The organism is Mycobacterium canetti CIPT 140010059, from assembly GCF_000253375.1.
GTDB classification, from domain to species: Bacteria; Actinomycetota; Actinomycetes; order Mycobacteriales; family Mycobacteriaceae; genus Mycobacterium; species Mycobacterium tuberculosis.
The window spans coordinates 3,722,527-3,744,107 of sequence record NC_015848.1 but is presented as its reverse complement, the minus strand read 5'-3'; the positions used below and the strand labels follow the sequence as shown (position 1 = coordinate 3,744,107).

Here is a 21,581-nt window from a genome sequence, read left to right as displayed (position 1 = left end):
GCGCTCGCGATCGGTACCTTGACGAGATGCCGTGGGCGCGAATGCTGTCGCTTATCGTTCTCATGGTTTGCCTGGCCGGGTGCGGCGGTGATCAGCTACTGGCCAGGCATGCCAGTTCGGTAGCGACGTTCCAGTTCGGGGGCTTGACCCGCAGTTATCGCTTGCACGTGCCGCCCGCTGAGCCCTCCGGGTTGGTGATCAGCCTGCACGGTGGTGGCGGCACCGGAGCCGGACAGGAGGCTCTCACCGATTTCGACGCTGTTGCCGACGCCGCCGACTTGTTGGTTGTCTATCCTGACGGCTACGACAAAAGCTGGGCCGACGGGAGGGGGGCGTCGCCGGCGGATCGCCGTCATCTCGACGACGTTGGGTTCTTGGTCGCGCTGGCCGCAAAGCTGGTGCACGACTTCGACATCGCTCCCGGGCACGTCTTCGCCACCGGCATGTCCAACGGTGGCTTCATGTCCAACCGGCTGGCGTGTGACCGTGCCGATATCTTCGCCGCGGTCGCGCCGGTGGCGGGCACGCTGGGTGTGGGTGTGACATGTAATCCGTCACGGCCGGTGTCGGTGCTCGAAGCACACGGCACCGCCGACCCGCTGGTGCCGTTCAACGGCGGGGCGGTGCGTGGTCGCGGCGGGCTCAGCCATTCCATCTCGGTTGCGAGCTTGGTGGATCGCTGGCGGGCGGTCGATGGGTGTCAGGGCGATCCGTCGGCGGCGGAGCTGCCTGACGTCGGGGACGGAACAATGGTGCACCTTTTCGATTCCAGCTCATGTGCGGCCGGCACCGAGGTGATCTCCTACCAGATCGACAATGGCGGACATACCTGGCCGGGTGGCAGGCAATATCTGCCCAAGGCGGTCATCGGGGCGACCACGCGCGCGTTCGACGGGTCGCAAGTCATTGCCCAGTTCTTCGCTACCCACGGCCGCGACTAGGTGCTGGCTTTGATCGCCCGGTTCAGCGCTGGCAGGCCGGGCACCAATACCGCACCCGCTCGTCGGTGGTGTCGTAGGCGATGAGCGTGCCGCAGCGGCGGCAACCCTGCCCGGCCCGCCCGTAGACCCACAGTCGCCGGCCGGCCCGGGTATCGCCAGTGGTGCACCGATTCCAGCGGAAGCGGTTGACCCACAGCATGTCTCGGGCGCGGGTGACCAGGCGGCGCGGGTCGGCGACCGCGCTCACCGGGGCCGTCGGCAATACTCCGCTGACGAAGCACAGTTCGTTGCAATACACGTTGCCGATCCCGGCGAGCACCCGCTGGTCGAGCAGTGCCTCGGCGATGGGCCGGTCCGGGGCAACGATCAGGTTGGCGGCTGCACGCTGCGGGTCCCAATCGTCGGCCAGCAGATCAGGTCCTAGGTGTGCGACGACGGCGCCGTCGTTGTGCCGGTCGATGACCTCCAACAGGCCTAGGTCGACGCCGACCACCCGGATGGCCTGTTCTTGCTGGTTGGCTTCCAAAATGATTCGCGCCCGATGATCCACCCGCACCGGCCGGTTGCCGACCCGCCAGCTGCCGTTCATCTGCAGATGCGAATGAATGCTGGCTGTCCCGGTTCGGATGAACAGGTGCTTGCCCCGACTGATCACCTCGTCCACTACCTCGCCGGTGAGGTCGACGGCGGCAAACCGTGGCACTCGGATGTCGCAACGTGTCAACGTGCGACCGGCCAGATGCCGCCGCAATGTGGCCGCGGTGTGCCAGACGGTGTCGCCCTCGGGCATGGCTTACCGCCGCCGCAGACCGCGAGGTGTGCGGACGAAGCCGGCTGCCAGCAGCGCCGTCAGTGCCGCCGACGCCCGCCCGCCGGGCTGCAGCACCGGCATGCCGTCGGCCCGCTCGACCAGAATCGACGCGACGCGCCCGGCGGTGACCAGGTCGGCCAGCCCGATGGCCGCCGCGTGGTTGGCCTCGGGATCATCGGTGAACGTCAGCAACGACCGCCCGCCGCGCTCGAGGAACCAGGCCAACTCGCCGTCCACCAGAACGACCAGTGCTCCGGCTTTGCGGCCCGGCCGGGCGGTACCGTCAGCGCTCGACGCTGGCCAGGGCAACGCCGCCCCATACGGGTTGGCCGGGTCGGCAGCGGCCAGCACCACCGCGTGGTAGTCCGGCTGTTCGGGGTCGACACCGTCGAGGTAGCTACGCAGCCGGTCTACGGTCGAGGCGACGGCGAACTGAGCGCCCCCCAACGACTCGATGAAGTAGCCACGCTGGCACCTGCCGGCATCCTCGAACGCACTGAGCACCTTGTAGAGCGTCGCGAACCCGCCCGCCACACCCTCGGCAGCAACTGCGTCTTTGGTCAACACGCCGTGGCGGTTCAACAGCAGCTCGGCTTGGTAATGGGCGCGCAGCGTGGAGTCCGGTTCGGGAAGCGGCAGCGCGGACCACCGCCCGGCGACGGTCGGGTCAGCGTTGCGGGCCTGGGCGTGCGTGAGGCGGTATCGGCTCAGGCGCGGCGGTCGATGCCCGCCGTGTGCGGGAGCAGCACGCTTCCGGGTGCCCGCCCCGCCGAGTACCGCGCGTACCGGTGCGAACGTGTCGCCGGTCACTCGTCCGGCCCAAATCAATTCCCACAGAGCGGCTTTGAGTTCCGCCTCGGTCAGGCCGTCGTGGGTCAACTGGCGGAAGAAGTACGCGCCGCCAGTGCCCAGGCTGGCTAAGATCGCCCGGTGGGCGTCGGTGAAGTCGATCTCGGCCGGCTCCGCCAGCGTCATGGGCGCCGAGTCGGCGGGGTGCAGGGCGATCCAGCCGTCACTGCCTGAGATCGACCCGGCGCCCGACCAGGTGACGTCCCCGCTCGCGAGCAGCTCGTCGAGCATCGCCGGCGAGTAATCGCGGATCCGTGGGGCAAGCACCAGCGGTTCGATCGCCGAGGCCGGTATCCGGACGCCGGCGAGCTGATCGATGACCGCGGCCAGCCCGTCGATGCCCGAGTTGCCCGCGGAAACGTGCTGCCAGGCCGGCAGGAAGCGCCCGTAGGCGGCGGTGCTGACCGGCTCTGCCTGCGCCCTCAGTGCGGCCAGCGAGCGGCGCCGCAGAATTCGCAACACCTCGGCGTCACACCACTGCTCGCCGCCGGCGGATCCTTCGGCCGCGGCCACGAATTCGCCGCGCACCAGCCGGCCATCGCTGGCCAGCCGGCCCAGCACGTCGGCGGTCACCCGCAGCCCAAGACCGAACCGGGCTGCGGCCGCAGCGGTGGTGAACGGTGTGTGGGTGCGTGCGTAGCGGCCCAGTAGTTCGCCCAGCGGGTCGGCTACCGCCTCGGTGAAGCTGGCCGGCAGCCCCACCGGAACCGCCGCGCCAACGCCGTCGCGCAGCCGGCCCATGTCCTCGACGGCAACCCACCAGCTGCGGCCGGCGAAGGACAGCACGAGCGCGCGTTTGGCGGCGCGTAAGCCGTCCAGCCAGCCGCTGACCTCGGGCGCGCCCGCCCGGGCAGCGATCTCGTCTTCGGTGAGCGGACCCAGCAGCCGCAGCAGATCGGCAACCCCTTCGGCGTCACGGGCTACCCGGTCGGCCGCCAGATGCTGGAGCTGGCGGCTGGTAGCGGCGATGACGTCAGGATCGAGCAGCTCGCGCAGCTCCACCCGGCCTAGCAGCTCGGCCAGCAACGTGCCGTCCAGCGCGAGCGCGGCGGCGCGCCGTTCGGCCAGCGGCGTATCGCCCTCGTACATGAAGGCGCCGACGTAGCCGAACAACAGCGATGCCGCAAATGGCGAGGGTTTGGCGGTCTCGGCTTCGGCGACACGCACCCGCCGCTGGGCGATCCGCGCCATCAGCTCGACCAAGATCGGGACGTCATAGACGTCCTGCAGGCACTCGCGGACCGTCTCCAGCACAATCGGGAAGTCGGGGTATTTGCGGGCCACTTCCAACAGCCGGGCGGCGCGCTGCCGCTGCTGCCACAGCGGCGAGCGGCGGCCGGGGTGCCGGCGGGGCAGCAGCAGAGCCCGGGCCGCCGATTCCCGGAACCGTGACGCGAACAGCGCCGAACCGGCCACTTCGGTGGTGACGATCGGGTCGATCTCGTCGGCGTCGAAAACGAACAGTTCGGCACCCGGCGGGCTGTCTTCGCCAGCGGACACGGTGTCCGGTAGGCGCACCACTATGCCGTTGTCGGAGGCGGTCGGCTTCTCGTCGATGCCATAGCGGTCGCGCAGCCGCCGGCCGACTGCGAGCGCGAGCGGTCCGTGCACCCGCAGCCCATACGGCGAATGCAAGATCACCCGCCAATCGCCCAGCTCGTCACGAAACCGCTCGACCAACAATGTGCTGTCGGTGGGTACCACTGCGGTAGCGGTGCGTTGGTCGTCCAGCAGTCGCCACAGGTTGTCGGTGGCATAGTCGTCGAAACCCAAACCCGCACAACGTGTGCCGAATGCCGTACGGTCCAGGGCGGCCAGCTCGCCGGTGAGGGCGCCGAGTGCGGCGCCGAGCTCGGCGGGGCGGCCGGCATCGTCTCCGCGCCAGAACGGCAATCGGGCCGGCTGGCCCGGCGCGGGGATCACCAGCACCCGGTCGTGGGTGATCTCGGTGATTCGCCAGCTGGTGGCACCCAGCGAGATCACGTCACCGGGGCGGGACTCGTAAACCATTTCCTCGTCGAGTTCGCCTACCCGCGACGGCCGCTCGGTAGCGAGGTAGACGGCGAACAACCCGCGATCGGGAATGGCGCCGCCGGAGGTGACGGCCAGTCGCTGGGCTCCGGGTCGCGCGGTCAGCGTGCCGGTATCGCGGTCATACACCAGCCGCGGCCGCAGCTCAGCGAACTCGGTGGATGGGTACTTGCCGGACAGCAGGTCCAGGGTGGCCTCGAACAGGCTACGCGGCAGGGTCGCGAACGGGGCGGCCCGCCGCACGGTGTCGAACCACGCGTCGGCATCCAACGGTTCCAGCGCAGCCGCCGCCACCGTGTGCTGGGCCAGAATGTCGAGTGGGTTGGCCGGCACCCGCATGGTCTCGATCTCACCGGCAAGCATGCGCTGCACGCTGACCGCGCAGCCGAGTAGGTCGGTGCGATGCTTGGGAAACAGCACCCCCCGCGAAATCTCGCCGACCTGATGACCGGCCCGGCCAATGCGCTGCAGCCCGCTGGCCACCGATGGTGGTGCCTGTACTTGGATCACCAGATCGACCGCGCCCATGTCGATGCCCAGCTCCAGGCTGGACGTCGCCACCACCGCTTTGAGTTGCCCGCGTTTGAGGTCCTCTTCGACAACGGCGCGCTGCTCCTTGCTGATCGAGCCATGGTGGGCGCGGGCCAGCACCGGCGGCGCTCCGAACGTCTGGCCCGAGCCCATGATGTGCGCCGGGGCGCCGCCGGCAACCTGCTGGTTGGTGTCTGGCGCGAGCTCAATCCCGCAGCGCGCGGCGTGAATTTCGTTGAGCCGTGCGGTAAGTCGCTCGGCCAATCGTCGCGAATTGGCGAACACGATGGTCGAGTTGTGTGATTCGATCAGGTCGACCAGCCGAGCCTCCACATCCGGCCAGATGGTGTTGTCGGTCAAGTTGGCCATGTCGGGCACCGGCACCTGCACGGACAGCTCAACGGTCTTGGCGGCCGGGGGCGCCACAATGGTCGTCGGGGACTGTCCGGACAGGAACCTTGCGAGTTCCTCGGGAGGACGTACGGTCGCCGACAGCCCGATGCGCTGCGCCCGTCGCCGGCTAGACAGGTCGTCGAGCCGTTCTAGGGATAGTGCCAGGTGTGCGCCGCGCTTGGTGGCGGCGATGGCATGAATTTCGTCGAGGATGACGGTCTGCACACCGGTCAGAGTTTGGCGTGCGGCCGAAGTGAGCATCAAAAACAATGACTCCGGGGTGGTGATCAGCACGTCGGGCGGCTGGCTGACGAGCTGGCGGCGAAGTGCGGGCGGGGTGTCGCCCGAACGGACGCCCACCCTGATCTGGGGCGCGGGCAGACCCTGGCGTTCGGCGAGTCGGGTCAGTCCGGCCAGCGGAGTGCGCAGGTTGCGCTCGACGTCGACGGCCAACGCTTTGAGCGGCGACACATACAGCACGCGGGTGGCCGCCGGCCGCTCGGACATAGGTTCCGAACCGGCCAAGCTATCCAGGGCCCACAGGAACGCCGCCAGGGTCTTCCCGGATCCGGTGGGAGCGATGACCAGCGTGTTGTCGCCGTCTGCGATGGCCGCCCAGGCGCTGGCCTGGGCGGCGGTGGGCGCGGCGAAAGTGCTGGTGAACCAGTCTCGGGTGAGCGCGCTGAATCGGCTCAGTGCTGAAGGCTGCGCGAACCTCACCTAGCCATCGTGCCAACAGGCACCGACAAAAACCGCCTACCGCTCACATTCGCGCGGTTGCCATCGCGTCAGCCAGTTCGGCAGGGATCTGCGGCAGCCGGGAGATGGCGTCCAGCAGCGCGTGTGCGCAAGCATCGGCGAGCCGTTCAGCGTCGGTCGACGGGTCCATGATCCGCTGACGACACAGCTCGAAGGTGAACGCCAGCCAGCCGTGGATGATCACCCGCAGGTCGCGCTCGACCTCTGGGTCCAGGGTGTTATCGCGGTCAATCCCGCTCACGACCTCGGCGATGCGGGACATGATGTGTTCCATCTGGCGGTTCTTGGCTTCGTCGTCGATACCGAGCAGAACCGGGTCCGATCGGCCGAGGCCGACGTAGGCGGCCCACGCCGCCTCGGGGTTTTGTTGGTGGTAGGCCATATAGGCCAGCACGCCGGTTCGTATCTCTTCGAACATCGTCATCCCAGGGGCGGGCGCCTTGTTGGTCGCCGCGTACAGCCGGTCGGCCTCGTCCTTGACGACCGCGGCGAAGAACGCCCGCTTGTCCGGGAAGTAGTGATACATCAGTGCCCGCGACACCCCAGCGCGCTCGGCGATCTCATCGATGCGAACCTCGTCGTAAGGCCGCTTCCCAAAGACCTCCGCCCCCAGAGCGAGCAGTTCAGCGCGGCGGTCCTGCGGGGATAACCGCCTTCTGGCTGTCGCCATGTGACAGATATTACTCACGTAGACCACACGTTCGGCTAGGCGAGCAGGTGGTGGTGGTTCTTTCGGTGGGGTGGGTCTGCCCCGACGTCCCTGCTGCGACACCACCGGCTCCGCCAGATATCGCGAATCGGTGAGGAGATATCCGCGAATTGGCGAAGATAGCGCCGCGTATCGGCGACGGCTTTGTCGCGAATCGGCGAAAGCTAGGTAAGCTGTTGAGGGTGAATCCGCCGTCTCGCATCGCCCGAAACCTGCTTCCGAGGGTTGCAGAGGCACTGATCGACACACGGATCGTCGTCGTTCAGGGCGCGCGACAGGTTGGCAAGTCAACCCTTGCGGCCGAGATCACGGGCCGCCTCGGCGGGCGATTGGTCACGCTTGACGATGACCTGACCCGAACAACTGCGGCCACAGATCCTTACAGCTTCGTGCGCCAGTTTCCAGACGGACTACTCACGATCGACGAAGTACAACGGGTTCCAGAACTGGTCCTTGCGCTCAAGGCCACCGTTGACGCCAACCATCGCCCGGGCCGGTATCTACTCACCGGGTCCGCCAACCTCTTGCAGCTCCCAGCGACCGAGGACAGCCTCGCCGGCAGGGCGGAGAGCCTCGAACTCTTCGGATTTAGCCAAGGCGAAGTCGAAGGAGTCACTGAGACCTTCATCGACCGACTGTTCGCCGGCGACCTCTTCCTCGGTCACGAAAGTGACCTGGCACGTCACGACTATCTCGCCCGGGCCTGTTCCGGTGGCTATCCCGAAGCTGTCAGCCGAAAGTCGACCAGGCGCCGAAATGCATGGCTGGATAACTACGTCGACCGCGTCGTCAAACGTGACGCGGCCGACGTCTCCAATCTCCAACGCATCGCCGACCTGCCACGCCTCATCCGACTTCTAGCCGCACGCAGCGCGTCCGAACTCAACCTGAGCTCCCTAGCTACCGACGCCGAAATCCCCGTGCGTACCCTGCCGCCGTACCTCGACCTCCTCGAGACCCTGTATCTCATCGACCGCATACCCGCGTGGTCGACCAACCTTTCCAAGCGGGTCGTCGATCGACCCAAAATCCTCCTCCTCGACTCCGGACTGGCCGCTCGCCTCGTCAATGTCTCGCCTACCGGAGCCGGTCCACATGCCAACCCCAACGCGGCCGGAGCCATCATCGAAACTTTCGTGATCGCAGAACTCCGGCGACAACTCGGATGGTCGCAACAGGCACCTCGACTGTTCCACTACCGCGATCGAGACGGCGCCGAAGTAGACCTCATACTGGAAACCGCAGACGGCCTCATTGCCGCGATCGAAATCAAGTCGGCGGCAACCCTCCGTGGTAGAGACACCCGCTCGATCAGCAGACTCCGCGACAAAGTCGGCGCACGCTTCGCCGGCGGCGTGATCCTGCACACCGGCCCACAAGCCCAGCCATTCGGCGACCGCCTCGCCGCCGTCCCCATCGACATCCTCTGGTCGCCGTCGGGGTAGCTTGGGGATTCGCAACGGGCACTGACTGAAATGGATGAATTCCACCCCGCCCAACCCCAAGCGCGCGTCGATGATGCCCAGACGCACCCACGGGCATGGTTACCCGAACTTCACGCCCTGCGCCAGCGGCAGCTCGCTCGAGTAGTTGACGGTGTTGGTGGCCCGGCGCATGTAGGCCTTCCACGCGTCGGACCCGGACTCGCGGCCGCCGCCGGTCTGCTTCTCGCCGCCGAAGGCACCACCGATCTCCGCTCCCGACGTCCCGATGTTGACGTTGGCGATACCGCAGTCGGACTGGTCGAGGAAGTGCTCGGCCTCACGCAGGTCGGTCGTGAAGATCGACGACGAAAGCCCTTGTGGTACCGCGTTGTTGAGGGCTATCGCCTCGTCGAGGTCGTCGTAGGTGAGCACGTACAGGATTGGTGCGAACGTTTCGGTCGCCACGATGGCGGTCTGGGACGGCATTCGGACCACAGCGGGCGCGACATAGTAGGCGCCCGGTGAGCCCACCTCGCGACGATCACCGCCGATGACCTCGCCGCCGTCGGTGCGTGCCCGCTCGAGCGCTGCCACCATGTCGCGGTAGGCGGCCTCGTGGATGAGTGGGCCTACCAGCGTGTCCGGGGCCGACGGGTCACCGATCGCCAGCTGGCGATAGGCGCCGACGACGCGTGCCACCACATCGTCAGCCACCGAGCGGTGCACGATCAGCCGGCGCAGGCTGGTGCAGCGCTGACCTGCGGTGCCGGCCGCGGCGAACACGATGCCGCGCACCGCCAGCTCCAGGTCGGCCGACGGCGCCACAATGGCCGCGTTGTTGCCGCCCAACTCCAGCAGCACCCGCCCGAAGCGCCGGGCGACGCGTGGACCGACCTGCCGGCCCATCCGCACCGAACCCGTCGCCGACAACAACGCAACCCGCGGGTCGTCGACGAGTTGCGCACCACGCTCGGCGCCGCCCAACAGCAGGCCGCCCACCGCGGCCGGCGCGCCGACATCAGCGGCGGCCCGACTGAGCAGCGCCTGGCAGGCCAGCGCCGTCAACGGCGTCAGCTCCGAGGGTTTCCACACCACCGTGTCGCCGCAGACCAGTGCCACCGCAGTGTTCCACGCCCAGACCGCGACCGGGAAGTTGAACGCGGTGATCACGCCCACCACTCCCAGCGGATGCCAGGTTTCCAGGAGCCGGTGCCCAGCGCGCTCTGACGCGATGGTGCGGCCGTAGAGCTGGCGTGACAGACCCACCGAGAACTGGCAGACGTCGATCATTTCCTGCACTTCGCCGCGCGCCTCGGCGGTGATCTTGCCTACTTCGACTGTGACCAGTGTCGCGAGGTCCTGCTGGTGTGCGGTGAGCAGCTCGCCGAGCCGGGCCACGAGCGCGCCGCGCACCGGGGCCGGCGTGCATCGCCATGCCGTAAATGTTGCGGCCGCCGCGGCGATCGCGTGGTCGGCCTGCTCCGGGGTGGTCGGTGCGATGCTGAACAGCACGTCGCCGGTGATCGGTGTGCTCGCGGGCAGGCTGTGTTCGCCCGGCTCGCCAAGGGCGGCGGTTACGCCGATCGCTTGGCAGGCTTCGAGCACCTGGGCTCGTAACGCGTCAGTGGTTATCAGCGCCGCTCCTCCTGGGCAAGCGCGTCATAGAGCGCATACGGGTCGTGAATGTGTCGGCCGATTGCCCCGGCCAACCAATCGACGTTGTAGCCGGCATCGTCGGGTCCGTCACCGGTTTGCGAGTCGCGATCCAGGTTGGAGCGGAAGATGCCCGCGGCCGAAGCGGGCAGGAAGTCTTCGTAGACGATCGGCGCTGACGGGTCACCACCTCGGTAGTAGGCCAAGCCTTGAGCGGCCATCTCCGCATCCGTCGAGGGAAAGTGAGTGGCCCAGACCGCGGCCGGATCTGCGGCCGCCATCGCGGCTTCGTAGCGTTCGCGCCCTCGCGGGGTCAGCGCGACACCGCGCGCCTCGACCTCACCGAACCGCACCCGCAGGATTCCCGGCGTCACGGTACCGTCCTCGTCGCGAAACATGCGTGGTTCGGCCAGCGCGCGAAATGAGGTTTGCCGCAACAACACATCGGGTCCGTCGGTGCGGGGAGGGCCTTGGATGGTGTCGATCATGGTGATGCCGCGCCCGGTCATCCGACGGTACAGATCGTCGATGTCGAGCACCCGAGGCGTCAGATGGTTGATGTGTGTGGAGTCGACTCCAGCGATATCAGCGGCCACCGCCGACACCCTGGACAACTCGTCGTACCAGGATTTCTCGACCGGTTCCCGCGACAGCGCAAACGCGGCCACCGCCGCGGCGACGAAAGCCGGTGCGTCGTCGGCATCGCAGCCGCCGTCAGCCGCGATTGCCCGCGCCTGGGCGAGCAACGCGGGGTCAAAGAGTTGCCGGCGCGCGAGGAAGGTCTGCACTCGGGTGCGTAGGTCGGCATCGAAGTACCGCCGATCCTCGATGGCCAGCATCGAGGTGAACACCCGAAACGGGTTGTGTGCCAGCTCGTTCGCATCGATTGGGCGAAATGCGGTGGACACCACTGGAATTGGTGACTCAGCGGTGCGCAGATCGTAGTAGCCGACCGGCAGCATCCCGAACGCGGCGAACAGGTCGGCGACCGCAGCGAGTTCGGCCGGGTTGCCCACTCGGATGGCGCCGTGGCGCTCGGCGGTGACGCGCTGAAGCGACCCCAGCCGCTCGGCTCGCCGATGCCGGGTCAGGTAATCGGAGTTGACTTGTGCGCATACCTCGACCAGCGTGCCGTAGGCGGGCACCTCAGCGGCGTACATGGCTGACAACCCGGCGGCGAAGCGCGCGCGCAGCTGGCCAGTCTGCAGTCTTTTCGAGCGGCTCATGCGGCACTGCCGTTGCGATAGTCTCCGGCCATGAACGAGGCGCTCGACGATATCGATCGGATCCTGGTGCGCGAACTGGCCGCCGACGGACGTGCGACGCTGTCAGAGTTGGCCACGCGAGCCGGGCTGTCGGTCTCGGCGGTCCAATCGCGAGTGCGCCGGCTGGAGTCTCGTGGTGTGGTCCAGGGATATTCGGCGCGAATCAATCCCGAGGCGGTTGGGCATTTGTTGTCGGCGTTCGTGGCTATCACTCCTCTTGATCCGTCTCAACCAGATGATGCCCCCGCGCGCCTAGAACATATCGAGGAGGTCGAGTCCTGTTACTCGGTGGCCGGCGAAGAGAGCTACGTCTTGCTGGTGCGCGTCGCGTCCGCACGGGCGCTCGAGGACCTGTTGCAACGGATCCGGACAACGGCGAACGTGCGGACGCGAAGCACGATCATTCTGAACACTTTTTACAGCGATAGGCAGCATATACCATAATTTTTCCAGCATAAATATCAATATTCCGTAAATCCTGCTATCATAGCGTCATGGCCGCCGTCGTGAAGTCCGTCGCTCTTGCCGGTAGACCAACAACACCAGACCGGGTTCATGAGGTGCTAGGGCGCAGCATGCTGGTCGACGGTCTGGACATAGTGCTCGATCTGACCCGTTCGGGCGGTTCATATCTGGTCGACGCTATAACGGGTCGGCGCTACCTGGACATGTTCACATTCGTTGCCTCCTCGGCACTGGGTATGAATCCCCCGGCGCTGGTGGACGACCGGGAGTTCCATGCCGAACTCATGCAGGCCGCGCTGAACAAGCCCAGCAATTCCGACGTGTACTCGGTGGCGATGGCCCGCTTCGTCGAGACCTTCGCCCGTGTCTTGGGCGACCCGGCGCTGCCGCATCTGTTCTTCGTCGAAGGGGGCGCCCTGGCGGTGGAGAACGCGCTCAAAGCCGCGTTCGACTGGAAGAGTCGGCACAACCAAGCCCATGGGATCGACCCGGCGCTGGGCACTCAAGTGCTCCACCTGCGCGGGGCATTTCACGGCCGCAGCGGCTATACCCTGTCGCTGACCAACACCAAGCCGACCATTACCGCCCGGTTCCCGAAATTCGACTGGCCACGCATCGATGCGCCGTACATGCGGCCCGGCCTGGATGAGCCCGCTATGGCCGCGCTAGAGGCCGAGGCGCTACGCCAGGCCCGCGCGGCATTCGAGACCCGCCCGCACGACATCGCGTGTTTTGTGGCCGAACCCATCCAGGGCGAGGGTGGCGACCGCCATTTCCGCCCGGAGTTTTTCGCTGCGATGCGCGAGCTGTGCGACGAGTTTGATGCACTGCTGATCTTCGACGAAGTACAGACCGGCTGCGGGTTGACCGGAACCGCCTGGGCATACCAGCAGTTGGATGTCGCACCCGACATCGTGGCGTTCGGCAAGAAGACGCAGGTATGCGGAGTGATGGCCGGTCGGCGGGTGGACGAGGTCGCCGACAATGTGTTCGCGGTCCCATCACGGCTCAACTCGACATGGGGTGGCAATCTTACCGACATGGTGCGCGCCCGCCGCATCTTGGAGGTCATCGAAGCCGAGGGCCTGTTCGAGCGGGCGGTGCAGCACGGTAAGTATCTGCGCGCCCGGCTTGACGAACTCGCCGCGGACTTCCCGGCAGTGGTTCTCGATCCGCGCGGCCGCGGGCTGATGTGTGCGTTTAGCCTGCCGACCACCGCCGACCGTGACGAGTTGATCCGCCAGCTGTGGCAACGTGCGGTGATTGTGTTGCCGGCCGGTGCAGACACCGTGCGATTCCGTCCACCGCTGACGGTTTCAACCGCCGAGATCGACGCCGCGATAGCCACGGTGCGCAGCGCGTTACCGGTGGTGACGTAAGGCAGCCGCCAAGAGCGGGATGGAGATTCGCCGATGCACGAAGTAGGTGGGCCGTCACGCGGCGATCGGCTAGGCCAGGATGACAGCGAGGTGCACTCGGCGATTCGGTTTGCTGTTGTGGCCGCTGTCGTCGGGGTCGGTTTCCTCATTATGGGAGCGTTGTTGGTCAGCACGTGCAGCGGCGTCGACACCGCGGCCTGCGGCCCGCCCCAGCGGATCCTGCTGGCGCTGGGGGGCCCGCTGATCCTGTGTGCGGCCGGGCTGTGGGCGTTTCTGCGCACCTACCGGGTATGGCGTGCGGAAGGTACCTGGTGGGGATGGCACGGCGCCGGCTGGTTTTTGTTGACGCTGATGGTGCTGACGCTCTGCATAGGCGTCCCACCGATCGCCGGCCCGGTCATGGCACCGTGAGCCGTCGGCCAGGTCGGCCGCGGTCAACAAATAAATGGGTCCGATCCCTCCACAACCCGTTCGACGAGTTCTACCGTTGATGGTAGTGCCTGGTAATGGGCAGAAATGGCGGAATAGGACGGAAACGGAGGAGGCCATGGGCGACACCTATCGTGACCCCGTCGACCACTTGCGGACGACGCGGCCGCTTGCCGGCGAGTCGCTGATCGACGTGGTGCATTGGCCTGGGTATCTGTTGATTGTGGCCGGTGTCGTCGGCGGCGTCGGAGCTCTTGCGGCTTTCGGCACCGGACATCACGCCGAGGGCATGACCTTTGGTGTGGTGGCGATTGTCGTGACAGTGGTTGGTTTGGCGTGGCTAGCGTTCGAGCATCGGCGGATACGCAAGATTGCCGATCGCTGGTATACCGAACATCCCGAAGTCCGGCGGCAGCGGCTGGCCGGCTAGACATCCTAGTGCGGCTGGAAATCCCGGCATCGCGGGGTTTCACCGGCAGCTGCAAATGGGTATCACGGGTACACCATGATGAATCCCGACCATGTTGCGTTAGATCCCCACTACCAGCAGGTCCGACCATGACCGACCAGCTCGAAGACCAGACCCAAGGCGGGAGTACTGTCGATCGAAGCTTGCCGGGAGGGTGCATGGCCGACTCGGATTTACCCACCAAGGGGCGCCAACGCGGTGTCCGCGCCGTCGAGCTGAACGTTGCTGCCCGCCTGGAGAACCTGGCGCTGCTGCGCACCCTGGTCGGCGCCATCGGCACCTTCGAGGACCTGGATTTCGACGCCGTGGCCGACCTGAGGTTGGCGGTGGACGAGGTGTGCACCAGGTTGATTCGCTCGGCCTTGCCGGATGCCACCCTGCGCCTGGTGGTCGATCCGCGAAAAGACGAAGTTGTGGTGGAGGCTTCTGCTGCCTGCGACACCCACGACGTGGTGGCACCGGGCAGCTTTAGCTGGCATGTCCTGACCGCGCTGGCCGACGACGTCCAGACCTTCCACGACGGTCGCCAGCCCGATGTAGCCGGCAGTGTCTTCGGCATCACGTTGACCGCCCGACGGGCGGCATCCAGCAGGTGACGGCGCGCGCTGCCGGCGGTTCTGCATCGCGAGCTAACGAATACGCCGACGTTCCGGAGATGTTTCGCGAGCTGGTTGGTTTGCCTGCCGGCTCACCGGAATTCCAGCGGCACCGGGACAAGATCGTTCAGCGGTGCTTGCCGCTGGCCGATCACATCGCGCGGCGGTTCGAGGGTCGCGGCGAACCGCGTGACGACCTCATTCAGGTCGCGCGGGTCGGGCTGGTCAACGCCGCGGTTCGCTTCGACGTGAAGACCGGGTCGGACTTCGTCTCCTTCGCGGTTCCTACCATCATGGGCGAGGTCCGACGACACTTCCGCGACAACAGCTGGTCGGTCAAGGTTCCCCGGCGTCTCAAGGAACTGCATCTGCGGCTAGGTACCGCCACCGCCGATTTGTCGCAGCGGCTCGGGCGGGCGCCGTCGGCATCGGAGCTCGCCGCGGAGCTCGGGATGGACCGCGCTGAGGTTATCGAAGGTTTGCTGGCGGGTAGTTCCTACCACACCTTGTCCATCGACAGCGGTGGCGGCAGCGACGACGATGCCCGCGCAATCACAGACACCCTGGGCGACGTGGATGCGGGTCTTGACCAGATCGAGAATCGGGAGGTGCTTCGTCCGTTGCTCGAGGCGTTGCCCGAGCGGGAACGAACGGTCTTGGTGCTCAGGTTCTTCGACTCGATGACCCAAACGCAGATCGCCGAGCGCGTCGGTATCTCACAGATGCACGTGTCGCGGCTGCTGGCCAAGTCATTGGCACGGCTACGGGATCAGTTGGAGTAGCCGCCGGGCTTACTTGATCTCGGCGAGCACCGTGCCCTGGGTGATGGCCGCGCCCGCCTCGACCGCCAGCCCGGTGATGGTGCCATCCTTATGCGCGGTGACCGGGTTTTCCATCTTCATCGCCTCGAGGACCACCACTAGGTCGCCGGCCACGACCTCTTGCCCTTCTTCGACCGCGACCTTAACTACGGTGCCCTGCATAGGCGCGGTCACCGCGTCACCGGAGGCCGCCGCGCCGGTGTGCGCACCCCGCTTGCGCGGCTTGGGCTTGCGCCGGATGACACCGACCGGGTCGCAACCGCCGCCATTGGACAGCGCGAGATCAGCCGGCAGCGAGACTTCGACGCGGCGACCGTCGATTTCGACGACCACCTTCTGACGCGGCCGGGCGTCCTCGTCGAGAGGTTCGCCGTCGGTAAAGGGCTCGATGGTGTTATTCCACTCGGTCTCGATCCAGCGGGTATGTACCGAAAAGCCGTTCGCGTCGCCGATGAATGCCGGGTCGGACACCACGGCGCGGTGAAACGGGATGACCGTCGCCAGGCCTTCGACACCGAACTCGTTCAGCGCGCGCCGGGCCCGCGCCAGCGCCTCGGCGCGGTCGGCACCGTGCACGATCAGCTTGGCCAGCATCGAGTCGAACTGGCCGCCGATCACCGAGCCGGTCTCGACACCGGAGTCCACCCGCACACCGGGGCCGGACGGCGGGTGGAACTTTGTCACCGGCCCGGGCGCCGGTAGGAAGTTACGCCCCGCGTCCTCGCCGTTGATCCGGAATTCGATGGCGTGCCCGCGCGGGGTGGGATCCTCGGTGATGTCCAGCTTTTCGCCGTTGGCGATCCGGAATTGCTGCAGCACCAAGTCGATGCCCGCGGTTTCCTCGGTGACCGGGTGTTCTACCTGAAGGCGCGTGTTGACCTCCAAGAACGAGATCAAGCCGTCCTGACCGACCAGGTATTCGACGGTGCCGGCGCCGTGGTAATGGGCCTCTTTGCAAATCCGTTTGGCCGAGTCGTGGATCTCTTTGCGTTGAAAGTCGGTCAGGAACGGTGCGGGCGCCTCCTCGACCAGCTTCTGGTAGCGGCGCTGCAGCGAGCAGTCCCGGGTGCCGGCGACGACGACGTTGCCGTGCTGGTCGGCGATCACCTGTGCTTCGACGTGGCGCGGCTTGTCGAGATAGCGCTCCACGTAGCACTCACCGCGGCCGAACGCGGCCGTGGCCTCGCGCACCGCCGACTCGTACAGCTCCGGAATCTCGTCGATGGTGCGGGCCACCTTCATGCCCTTGCCGCCGCCGCCGTGGGCGGCCTTGATCGCGATCGGCAGGCCGTACTCCTCGGCGAATGCCACCACCTCGTCGGCGCCTTTGACCGGATCGGGGGTACCCGGCACCAGGGGCGCCTGAGCGCGGGCCGCGATGTGACGGGCCGTGACCTTGTCGCCCAGGTCGCGGATCGACTGCGGGCTGGGGCCGATCCAGATCAGGCCGGCGTCGATCACCGCCTGGGCGAAGTCGGCATTTTCCGCTAGGAAGCCGTAGCCGGGGTGGATGGCGTTGGCCCCGGACTTGGCTGCCGCGTCGAGGATCTTGGCGAAGTCCAGATAGGACTCCGCCGAGGTCTGGCCGCCCAGCGCGAACGCCTCGTCGGCCAGCCGAACATGCGGGGACTCGGCGTCGGGTTCGGCGTACACCGCCACGCTGGGCAGGCCGGCGTCGCGGGCCGCCCGGATCACCCGCACTGCGATCTCGCCGCGATTGGCGACGAGAACCTTAGAGATCCGAGCGATCCTCGAGCCGGCGTGACTAGCCACTGCGCCTCCTGTCGGGCTGATTCTTCGTCTCTAAGAGATTTTCTTACAAGTCTTGTCGGGGGAAGTTTAAGCGTCGCGCCGCTGACCCGCTCACGCGGTTCCTCGATTCAGTCCGCTTCGCGCAGCCGGCGCTTGATCCGGGCCAGCATCGCCGACATTCCCCGCAACCGCAGTGGGCTGATCAAGGCAGCCAGACCCAGCTCGGTGTAGAAATCCTCGGGCACCGCCAAGATGTCGGCGGCCGGTTGCTCGTCTAGGCCGGCGGCCAGGATCGAGGCGAACCCGCGCGTGGTTGGCGCTTCGGCCGGCGCGCTGAAATGCAGGCGCACCCGGTTGGGGTCACTCGCGTCGACGTGCAAAAACAGCGGAGACTGGCACTCGGGGACCGGCTCCATAGCGGACTCGGCCAGGTGCGACGGAAGCGCCGGCAGCTCGTTGGCGAATTCCAGCAACAGCCTCAGCTTGTCTTGACCCTGGACTTCGGCGAAGTCGGATACCACCTCTGCTAGCGGCGCGGGCAGGCTCGCGGGCGCGGTCATACGACGGGTACCACTCCTGGTTCTTCGCCCGCGACGATCGGCACTCGCACGGCGTTGCCCCACTCGGTCCACGAGCCGTCGTAGTTCCGTACATCTGCCTTGCCCAGCAGGTGTGTGAGCACGAACCAGGTATGGCTGGAGCGTTCACCGATGCGGCAATAGACGACGGTTTGGTCGTCCGGGTTTATGAAGTCATAGAGCCGTTCCAATTCCTCGCGGCTGCGAAACCGTCCACTTTCGTCGGCGGCCTTCCCCCACGGAATGTGCACCGCCGTGGGGATGTGACCGGCCCGCAGCGCCCCTTCCTCGGGGTAATCGGGCATATGGGTGCGCTTGCCGGTGTACTCCTCGGGAGAGCGTACGTCGATCAGCGGCTGAGCGCCCAGGATGGCCAGCACGTCGTCTCTGAATGCGCGGATGGGTGCATCGTTGCGCTGCACGACGGGATAACCGGTGCAGGTCTTGGTCGGGACGTCCAAGGTGGTTTCCCGGCGCTCGGCGAGCCAGAGGTCACGGCCGCCGTTGAGGAGTCGCACGTCGGCGTGACCGAACAGCGTGAACACCCACAACGCATAGGCGGCCCACCAATTGCTCTTGTCGCCATAGATCACCACGGTGTCATCGCGGGCGATGCCCTTGCGGTCCATCAATTCGGCGAACTGCTCGCCGTTGATGTAGTCGCGCACCCGTGGGTCGTTGAGGTCGGTGTGCCAGTCGATCTTGACGGCGCCGGGAATATGGCCGACGTCGTAGAGCAAGACGTCCTCGTCGGATTCGACGATCGCCAGGCCCGGCGCGCCCATGTGTGCCGACAACCAGTCGGCGGTCACGAGCCGTTCGGGATGGGCGTAGGCCGACAAGGTGGGGCTAGGGTCTGCGGGAAGCGGCACATCATCGAGCCTACCGCTGGCGACCTGGCCCAGTCCGAAGCTACTGCTGCTTGTGCGCTGGGCCGCCCGCATTTCCTGCCCACAGTGCGGCGACGGACAGCCCGCATCGCTGCACGAGCGACCGCAGCAACGGCAGGCTCAAGCCGATCACATTCGACGGATTGCCCTGCACACCGTCGATGAACCAGCCGCCCAGACCGTCCAGGGTGAATCCACCCGCGACCCGCAGCGACTCCCCACTGGCCAGGTAAGCCTCCAGATCGGAGGCCGAAGGTGTTCCGAAATATACTGTGGTTATTGCTGTTTCAGCAGCACGGTACACGGTTTTGTTGTCCTGCAACCGGATAACACCGTGGCCCGTATAGAGTTGGCCGGCCCGGCCCGCCATCGACCGCCACTGCTCGCGCGCCTCGTCGATTGACGCTGGCTTGCCGAGTAGCCTGCCTTCGATGTAGAGCATCGAATCACAGGCAACGACAACGCAATCCGCGGCCACAATGCGTTGCGTTCCGGTCAGCGTGGTCGCGACCTGCGCGGCCTTTGCCGCGGCCAGTACGCACACCACATCGCTCGGGACCGCGTCCGGCCCCAGCGCCGCGATGACGACATCCTCGTCGACGTGCGAGGCGATGACCAGCGGCTCAATGCCGGCATCACGAAGGACTTTGAGCCGGCCAGGGGAGGCGGACCCGAGCACCAGCCGGGTCATCGGCGCATGTGCGTCATTTCTTGCAGTGTGATGCGCTGCCAACTGAAGACGGGGTACCGCAACTGGTCGACCGGCAGCCCCCACCGGGTGGGCTCGGGTTGCGCGGGCGGGGTTGAACCGCTGATACTGCCCAGCACCGCGATCAACGCGGCCAGCTCCTGATCGGTGGGTTGTCCCCGCAGTATCTCGATGTGGGGCTCGTGCGTATGCAGCGGCTTCTCGGTCACAGGGGCCGGATTGTTCGTCTCGTTCCCGTCACTCACTTCTGCCGGATTGTTCGTCTCGTTCCCGTCACTCACTTCTGCCGGATTGTTCGTCTCGTTCCCGTCACTCACTTCTGCCGGATTGTTCGTCTCGTTCCCGTCACTCACTTCGTTCGTTCCGCTCACTCGACTCACAGGTTCGTTCCGCTCACTCGACTCACAGGTTCGTTCCGCTCACTCGACTCACAGGGGCACGTTCCCATGCTTTTTGGGCGGCAGCTGCGCGATCTTGCGTTCCAGCAGCCGCAGCGCGGTCCCGATGTAGCCGCGAGTATGCGACGGCGGGATCACCGCGTCGACGTATCCGCGTTCGGCGGCCACGTACGGGTTGACCAGTGTGTCCTCGTACTCCTGCTGGAGCCGCAGCCGCAGCTTGTCGATGTCCTCGCCGTTGGCGGCGGCCTCGGCCAGCTGCTGGCGGTACACGAAGCCCACTGCGCCGGAGGCGCCCATCACCGCGATCTGCGCGGTCGGCCACGCCAGGTTGACGTCGCAGCCCATGTCTTTGGAGCCCATAACGCAGTACGCACCGCCGTAGGCCTTGCGGGTGATGACCGTGATCTTTGGCACGGTGGCCTCGCCGTAGGCGTAGAGCAGCTTGGCGCCGCGCCGGATGATGCCGTTGTATTCCTGGTCGGTGCCCGGCAGGAAGCCCGGGACGTCCACCAGCATGACGATGGGGATATTGAAGCAGTCGCAGGTCCGCACAAACCGGGCCGCTTTCTCCGAGGCGTTGATATCCAGGCAGCCGGCGAAGTGTGTCGGCTGGTTGGCGACAATGCCGACTGGCCGGCCGTCGATGCGCCCGAACCCCACCACGATGTTTTGGGCGTAACCGGCCTGTATCTCCAGGAATTCGTCGTCGTCGAGGAGCCGGGTGATCACCTCGTGCATGTCATAGGGCTGGTTGGGCGAGTCCGGGATCAGCGTATCCAATTCGAGGTCCTCGTCGGTGAGGTTCTCCTCGATGGGCCCTGTCGGGGCTGCGGCTTGGTATCGGGGCGCGTCGGTGGAGTTGTTGGGCGGCAGGTAGCTCAGCAGCTCGCGAACGTAGTCGAAGGCGTCCTGTTCGCCCGATGCGGCGTAGTGTGCCGTACCCGACTTGGCCATGTGGGTGTGGGCGCCGCCGAGTTCTTCCATGGTGACTTCCTCGCCGGTGACGGTCTTGATGACGTCGGGCCCGGTGATGAACATCTGGCTGGTCTGATCGACCATGATCACGAAGTCGGTCAGGGCGGGGGAGTAGACGTGCCCACCGGCGGCGGCTCCCATGATCAACGAGATTTGCGGGATGACGCCGGAGGCCAGGATGTTGTTGCGAAAGATCCGGCTGTACAGGCCCAGCGAGACGACACCTTCCTGGATGCGCGCGCCAGCACCGTCGTTGATGCCGATGAGCGGACGGCCGGTCTTGATCGCCAGTTCCTGGACCTTGACGATTTTCTCGCCGTACACCTCGCCGAGGCTGCCGCCAAACACCGTGGCGTCCTGGCTGAAGATGCACACGTCGCGCCCGTCGATGGTGCCGTAGCCGGTGACCACGCCGTCGCCGAGCGGGCGTTTTTCACCGAGATTGAAGTTGGTGCTGCGGTGTTTGGCCAGCGCGTCCAGCTCGACGAACGAATCCTCATCCAGCAACGCGTAGATACGCTCGCGAGCCGTCAGCTTGCCCTTGGCGTGTACTTTTTCGACAGCATCCTCACCGACGGGGTGCAGCGACTCTTCCCTGCGTTTGTGCAGCTCCGCCAGCTTGCCCGCGGTGGTGTGGATGTCGATGGTGTGCTCGGTGGACCGCTCTGCGGAATGAGCCGAGCGGTCGGTAACGCTTGTCATGGGAGTCGATGTTATCGGCTGCCGCACACTACTTCCTTAGGCTGGGGCG

At 66.3% G+C, this 21,581-nt stretch carries 18 protein-coding genes and 1 pseudogene; 8 read left to right on the top strand and 11 right to left on the bottom strand.

From position 1 onward, the window contains the following. Positions 1-26 precede the first annotated feature (26 nt). Complete coding sequence (locus MCAN_RS17460) at positions 27-941, top strand: extracellular catalytic domain type 1 short-chain-length polyhydroxyalkanoate depolymerase (RefSeq protein WP_003417210.1); 915 nt, start codon at positions 27-29, stop codon at positions 939-941. A gap of 22 nt (positions 942-963) precedes the next feature. Here the strand turns inward: MCAN_RS17460 and nei2 are convergent, their stop codons facing one another. From nei2 to MCAN_RS17445, 3 genes are read right to left on the bottom strand one after another with little or no spacing between them, the layout of a single operon-like run. Next, positions 964-1,731 (bottom strand): endonuclease VIII Nei2, encoded by a 768-nt coding sequence (nei2, locus tag MCAN_RS17455; RefSeq protein WP_014001671.1) that lies wholly within the window; start codon positions 1,729-1,731, stop codon positions 964-966. A gap of 3 nt (positions 1,732-1,734) precedes the next feature. Next, positions 1,735-6,276, bottom strand: a complete 4,542-nt coding sequence (locus tag MCAN_RS17450) for an ATP-dependent helicase (RefSeq protein WP_014001670.1) — start codon at positions 6,274-6,276, stop codon at positions 1,735-1,737. A 43-nt stretch (positions 6,277-6,319) separates the two neighbouring features. Continuing rightward, the gene (locus tag MCAN_RS17445) at positions 6,320-6,985 is read right to left on the bottom strand and encodes a TetR/AcrR family transcriptional regulator (protein WP_003417200.1); all 666 of its coding nucleotides are present in this window, start codon (positions 6,983-6,985) and stop codon (positions 6,320-6,322) included. Positions 6,986-7,206: 221 nt separating this feature from the next. On the opposite strand from MCAN_RS17445, the gene MCAN_RS21915 reads away from it, so the two are divergent. Continuing rightward, entirely contained in the window at positions 7,207-8,469 is a 1,263-nt protein-coding gene (locus MCAN_RS21915) for an ATP-binding protein (RefSeq protein WP_041180307.1), read from the top strand. A 99-nt stretch (positions 8,470-8,568) separates the two neighbouring features. Here MCAN_RS21915 and amaB read toward each other — a convergent pair whose 3' ends face one another. Together amaB and hglS are read right to left on the bottom strand one after the other, a co-directional pair. After that, a complete protein-coding gene (gene amaB, locus MCAN_RS17435) occupies positions 8,569-10,080 on the bottom strand; it encodes an L-piperidine-6-carboxylate dehydrogenase (RefSeq protein WP_041180150.1) in 1,512 nt (503 codons plus the stop codon). Further along, positions 10,080-11,327, bottom strand: coding sequence for a 2-oxoadipate dioxygenase/decarboxylase (gene hglS, locus MCAN_RS17430; protein ID WP_014001667.1), 1,248 nt, complete (start codon positions 11,325-11,327; stop codon positions 10,080-10,082). Before hglS ends, amaB begins: the two co-directional genes overlap by 1 nt. Before the next feature lie 30 nt (positions 11,328-11,357). Between hglS and lrpA the strand changes: the two genes are divergently transcribed. The 6 genes from lrpA to sigF all read left to right on the top strand — a co-directional run bounded on the left by lrpA (position 11,358) and on the right by sigF (position 15,486). Then, a complete protein-coding gene (lrpA, locus tag MCAN_RS17425) occupies positions 11,358-11,810 on the top strand; it encodes a transcriptional regulator LrpA (protein WP_003417179.1) in 453 nt (150 codons plus the stop codon). Positions 11,811-11,860: 50 nt separating this feature from the next. Then, entirely contained in the window at positions 11,861-13,210 is a 1,350-nt protein-coding gene (gene lat / locus MCAN_RS17420) for an L-lysine 6-transaminase (protein WP_014001666.1), read from the top strand. Between the two features lie 33 nt (positions 13,211-13,243). Further along, positions 13,244-13,621, top strand: coding sequence for a hypothetical protein (locus tag MCAN_RS17415; RefSeq protein WP_014001665.1), 378 nt, complete (start codon positions 13,244-13,246; stop codon positions 13,619-13,621). Positions 13,622-13,757: 136 nt separating this feature from the next. Then, positions 13,758-14,069, top strand: a complete 312-nt coding sequence (usfY, locus tag MCAN_RS17410) for a protein UsfY (protein ID WP_003900003.1) — start codon at positions 13,758-13,760, stop codon at positions 14,067-14,069. Between the two features lie 197 nt (positions 14,070-14,266). Beyond that, positions 14,267-14,704 (top strand): anti-sigma B factor RsbW, encoded by a 438-nt coding sequence (gene rsbW, locus MCAN_RS17405; RefSeq protein WP_003417160.1) that lies wholly within the window; start codon positions 14,267-14,269, stop codon positions 14,702-14,704. Then, entirely contained in the window at positions 14,701-15,486 is a 786-nt protein-coding gene (gene sigF / locus MCAN_RS17400; protein WP_003417158.1) for an RNA polymerase sigma factor SigF, read from the top strand. The genes rsbW and sigF overlap by 4 nt, the downstream gene beginning before the upstream one ends. 9 nt (positions 15,487-15,495) lie before the next feature. Here the strand turns inward: sigF and MCAN_RS17395 are convergent, their stop codons facing one another. From MCAN_RS17395 to MCAN_RS17370, 6 genes and pseudogenes are all read right to left on the bottom strand, one after another. Further along, positions 15,496-17,298 (bottom strand): acetyl/propionyl/methylcrotonyl-CoA carboxylase subunit alpha, encoded by a 1,803-nt coding sequence (locus MCAN_RS17395; RefSeq protein ID WP_014001663.1) that lies wholly within the window; start codon positions 17,296-17,298, stop codon positions 15,496-15,498. A gap of 107 nt (positions 17,299-17,405) precedes the next feature. After that, positions 17,406-17,837 carry a SufE family protein gene (locus tag MCAN_RS17390; RefSeq protein WP_003417152.1) on the bottom strand — a complete coding sequence of 144 codons (432 nt, stop codon included), beginning with the start codon at positions 17,835-17,837 and terminating at the stop codon, positions 17,406-17,408. After that, positions 17,834-18,727 carry a sulfurtransferase gene (locus MCAN_RS17385; protein WP_003417149.1) on the bottom strand — a complete coding sequence of 298 codons (894 nt, stop codon included), beginning with the start codon at positions 18,725-18,727 and terminating at the stop codon, positions 17,834-17,836. Before MCAN_RS17385 ends, MCAN_RS17390 begins: the two co-directional genes overlap by 4 nt. A gap of 40 nt (positions 18,728-18,767) precedes the next feature. Further along, entirely contained in the window at positions 18,768-19,436 is a 669-nt protein-coding gene (locus tag MCAN_RS17380; RefSeq protein WP_003417146.1) for a nucleoside triphosphate pyrophosphatase, read from the bottom strand. After that, positions 19,433-19,902 (bottom strand): annotated as a pseudogene (locus tag MCAN_RS17375) (acyl-CoA carboxylase subunit epsilon). Before MCAN_RS17375 ends, MCAN_RS17380 begins: the two are co-directional and overlap by 4 nt. Next, positions 19,883-21,532 carry an acyl-CoA carboxylase subunit beta gene (locus MCAN_RS17370; RefSeq protein ID WP_014001661.1) on the bottom strand — a complete coding sequence of 550 codons (1,650 nt, stop codon included), beginning with the start codon at positions 21,530-21,532 and terminating at the stop codon, positions 19,883-19,885. The pseudogene MCAN_RS17375 and the gene MCAN_RS17370 overlap by 20 nt, the downstream one beginning before the upstream one ends. Between the last annotated feature and the right edge of the window lie 49 nt (positions 21,533-21,581).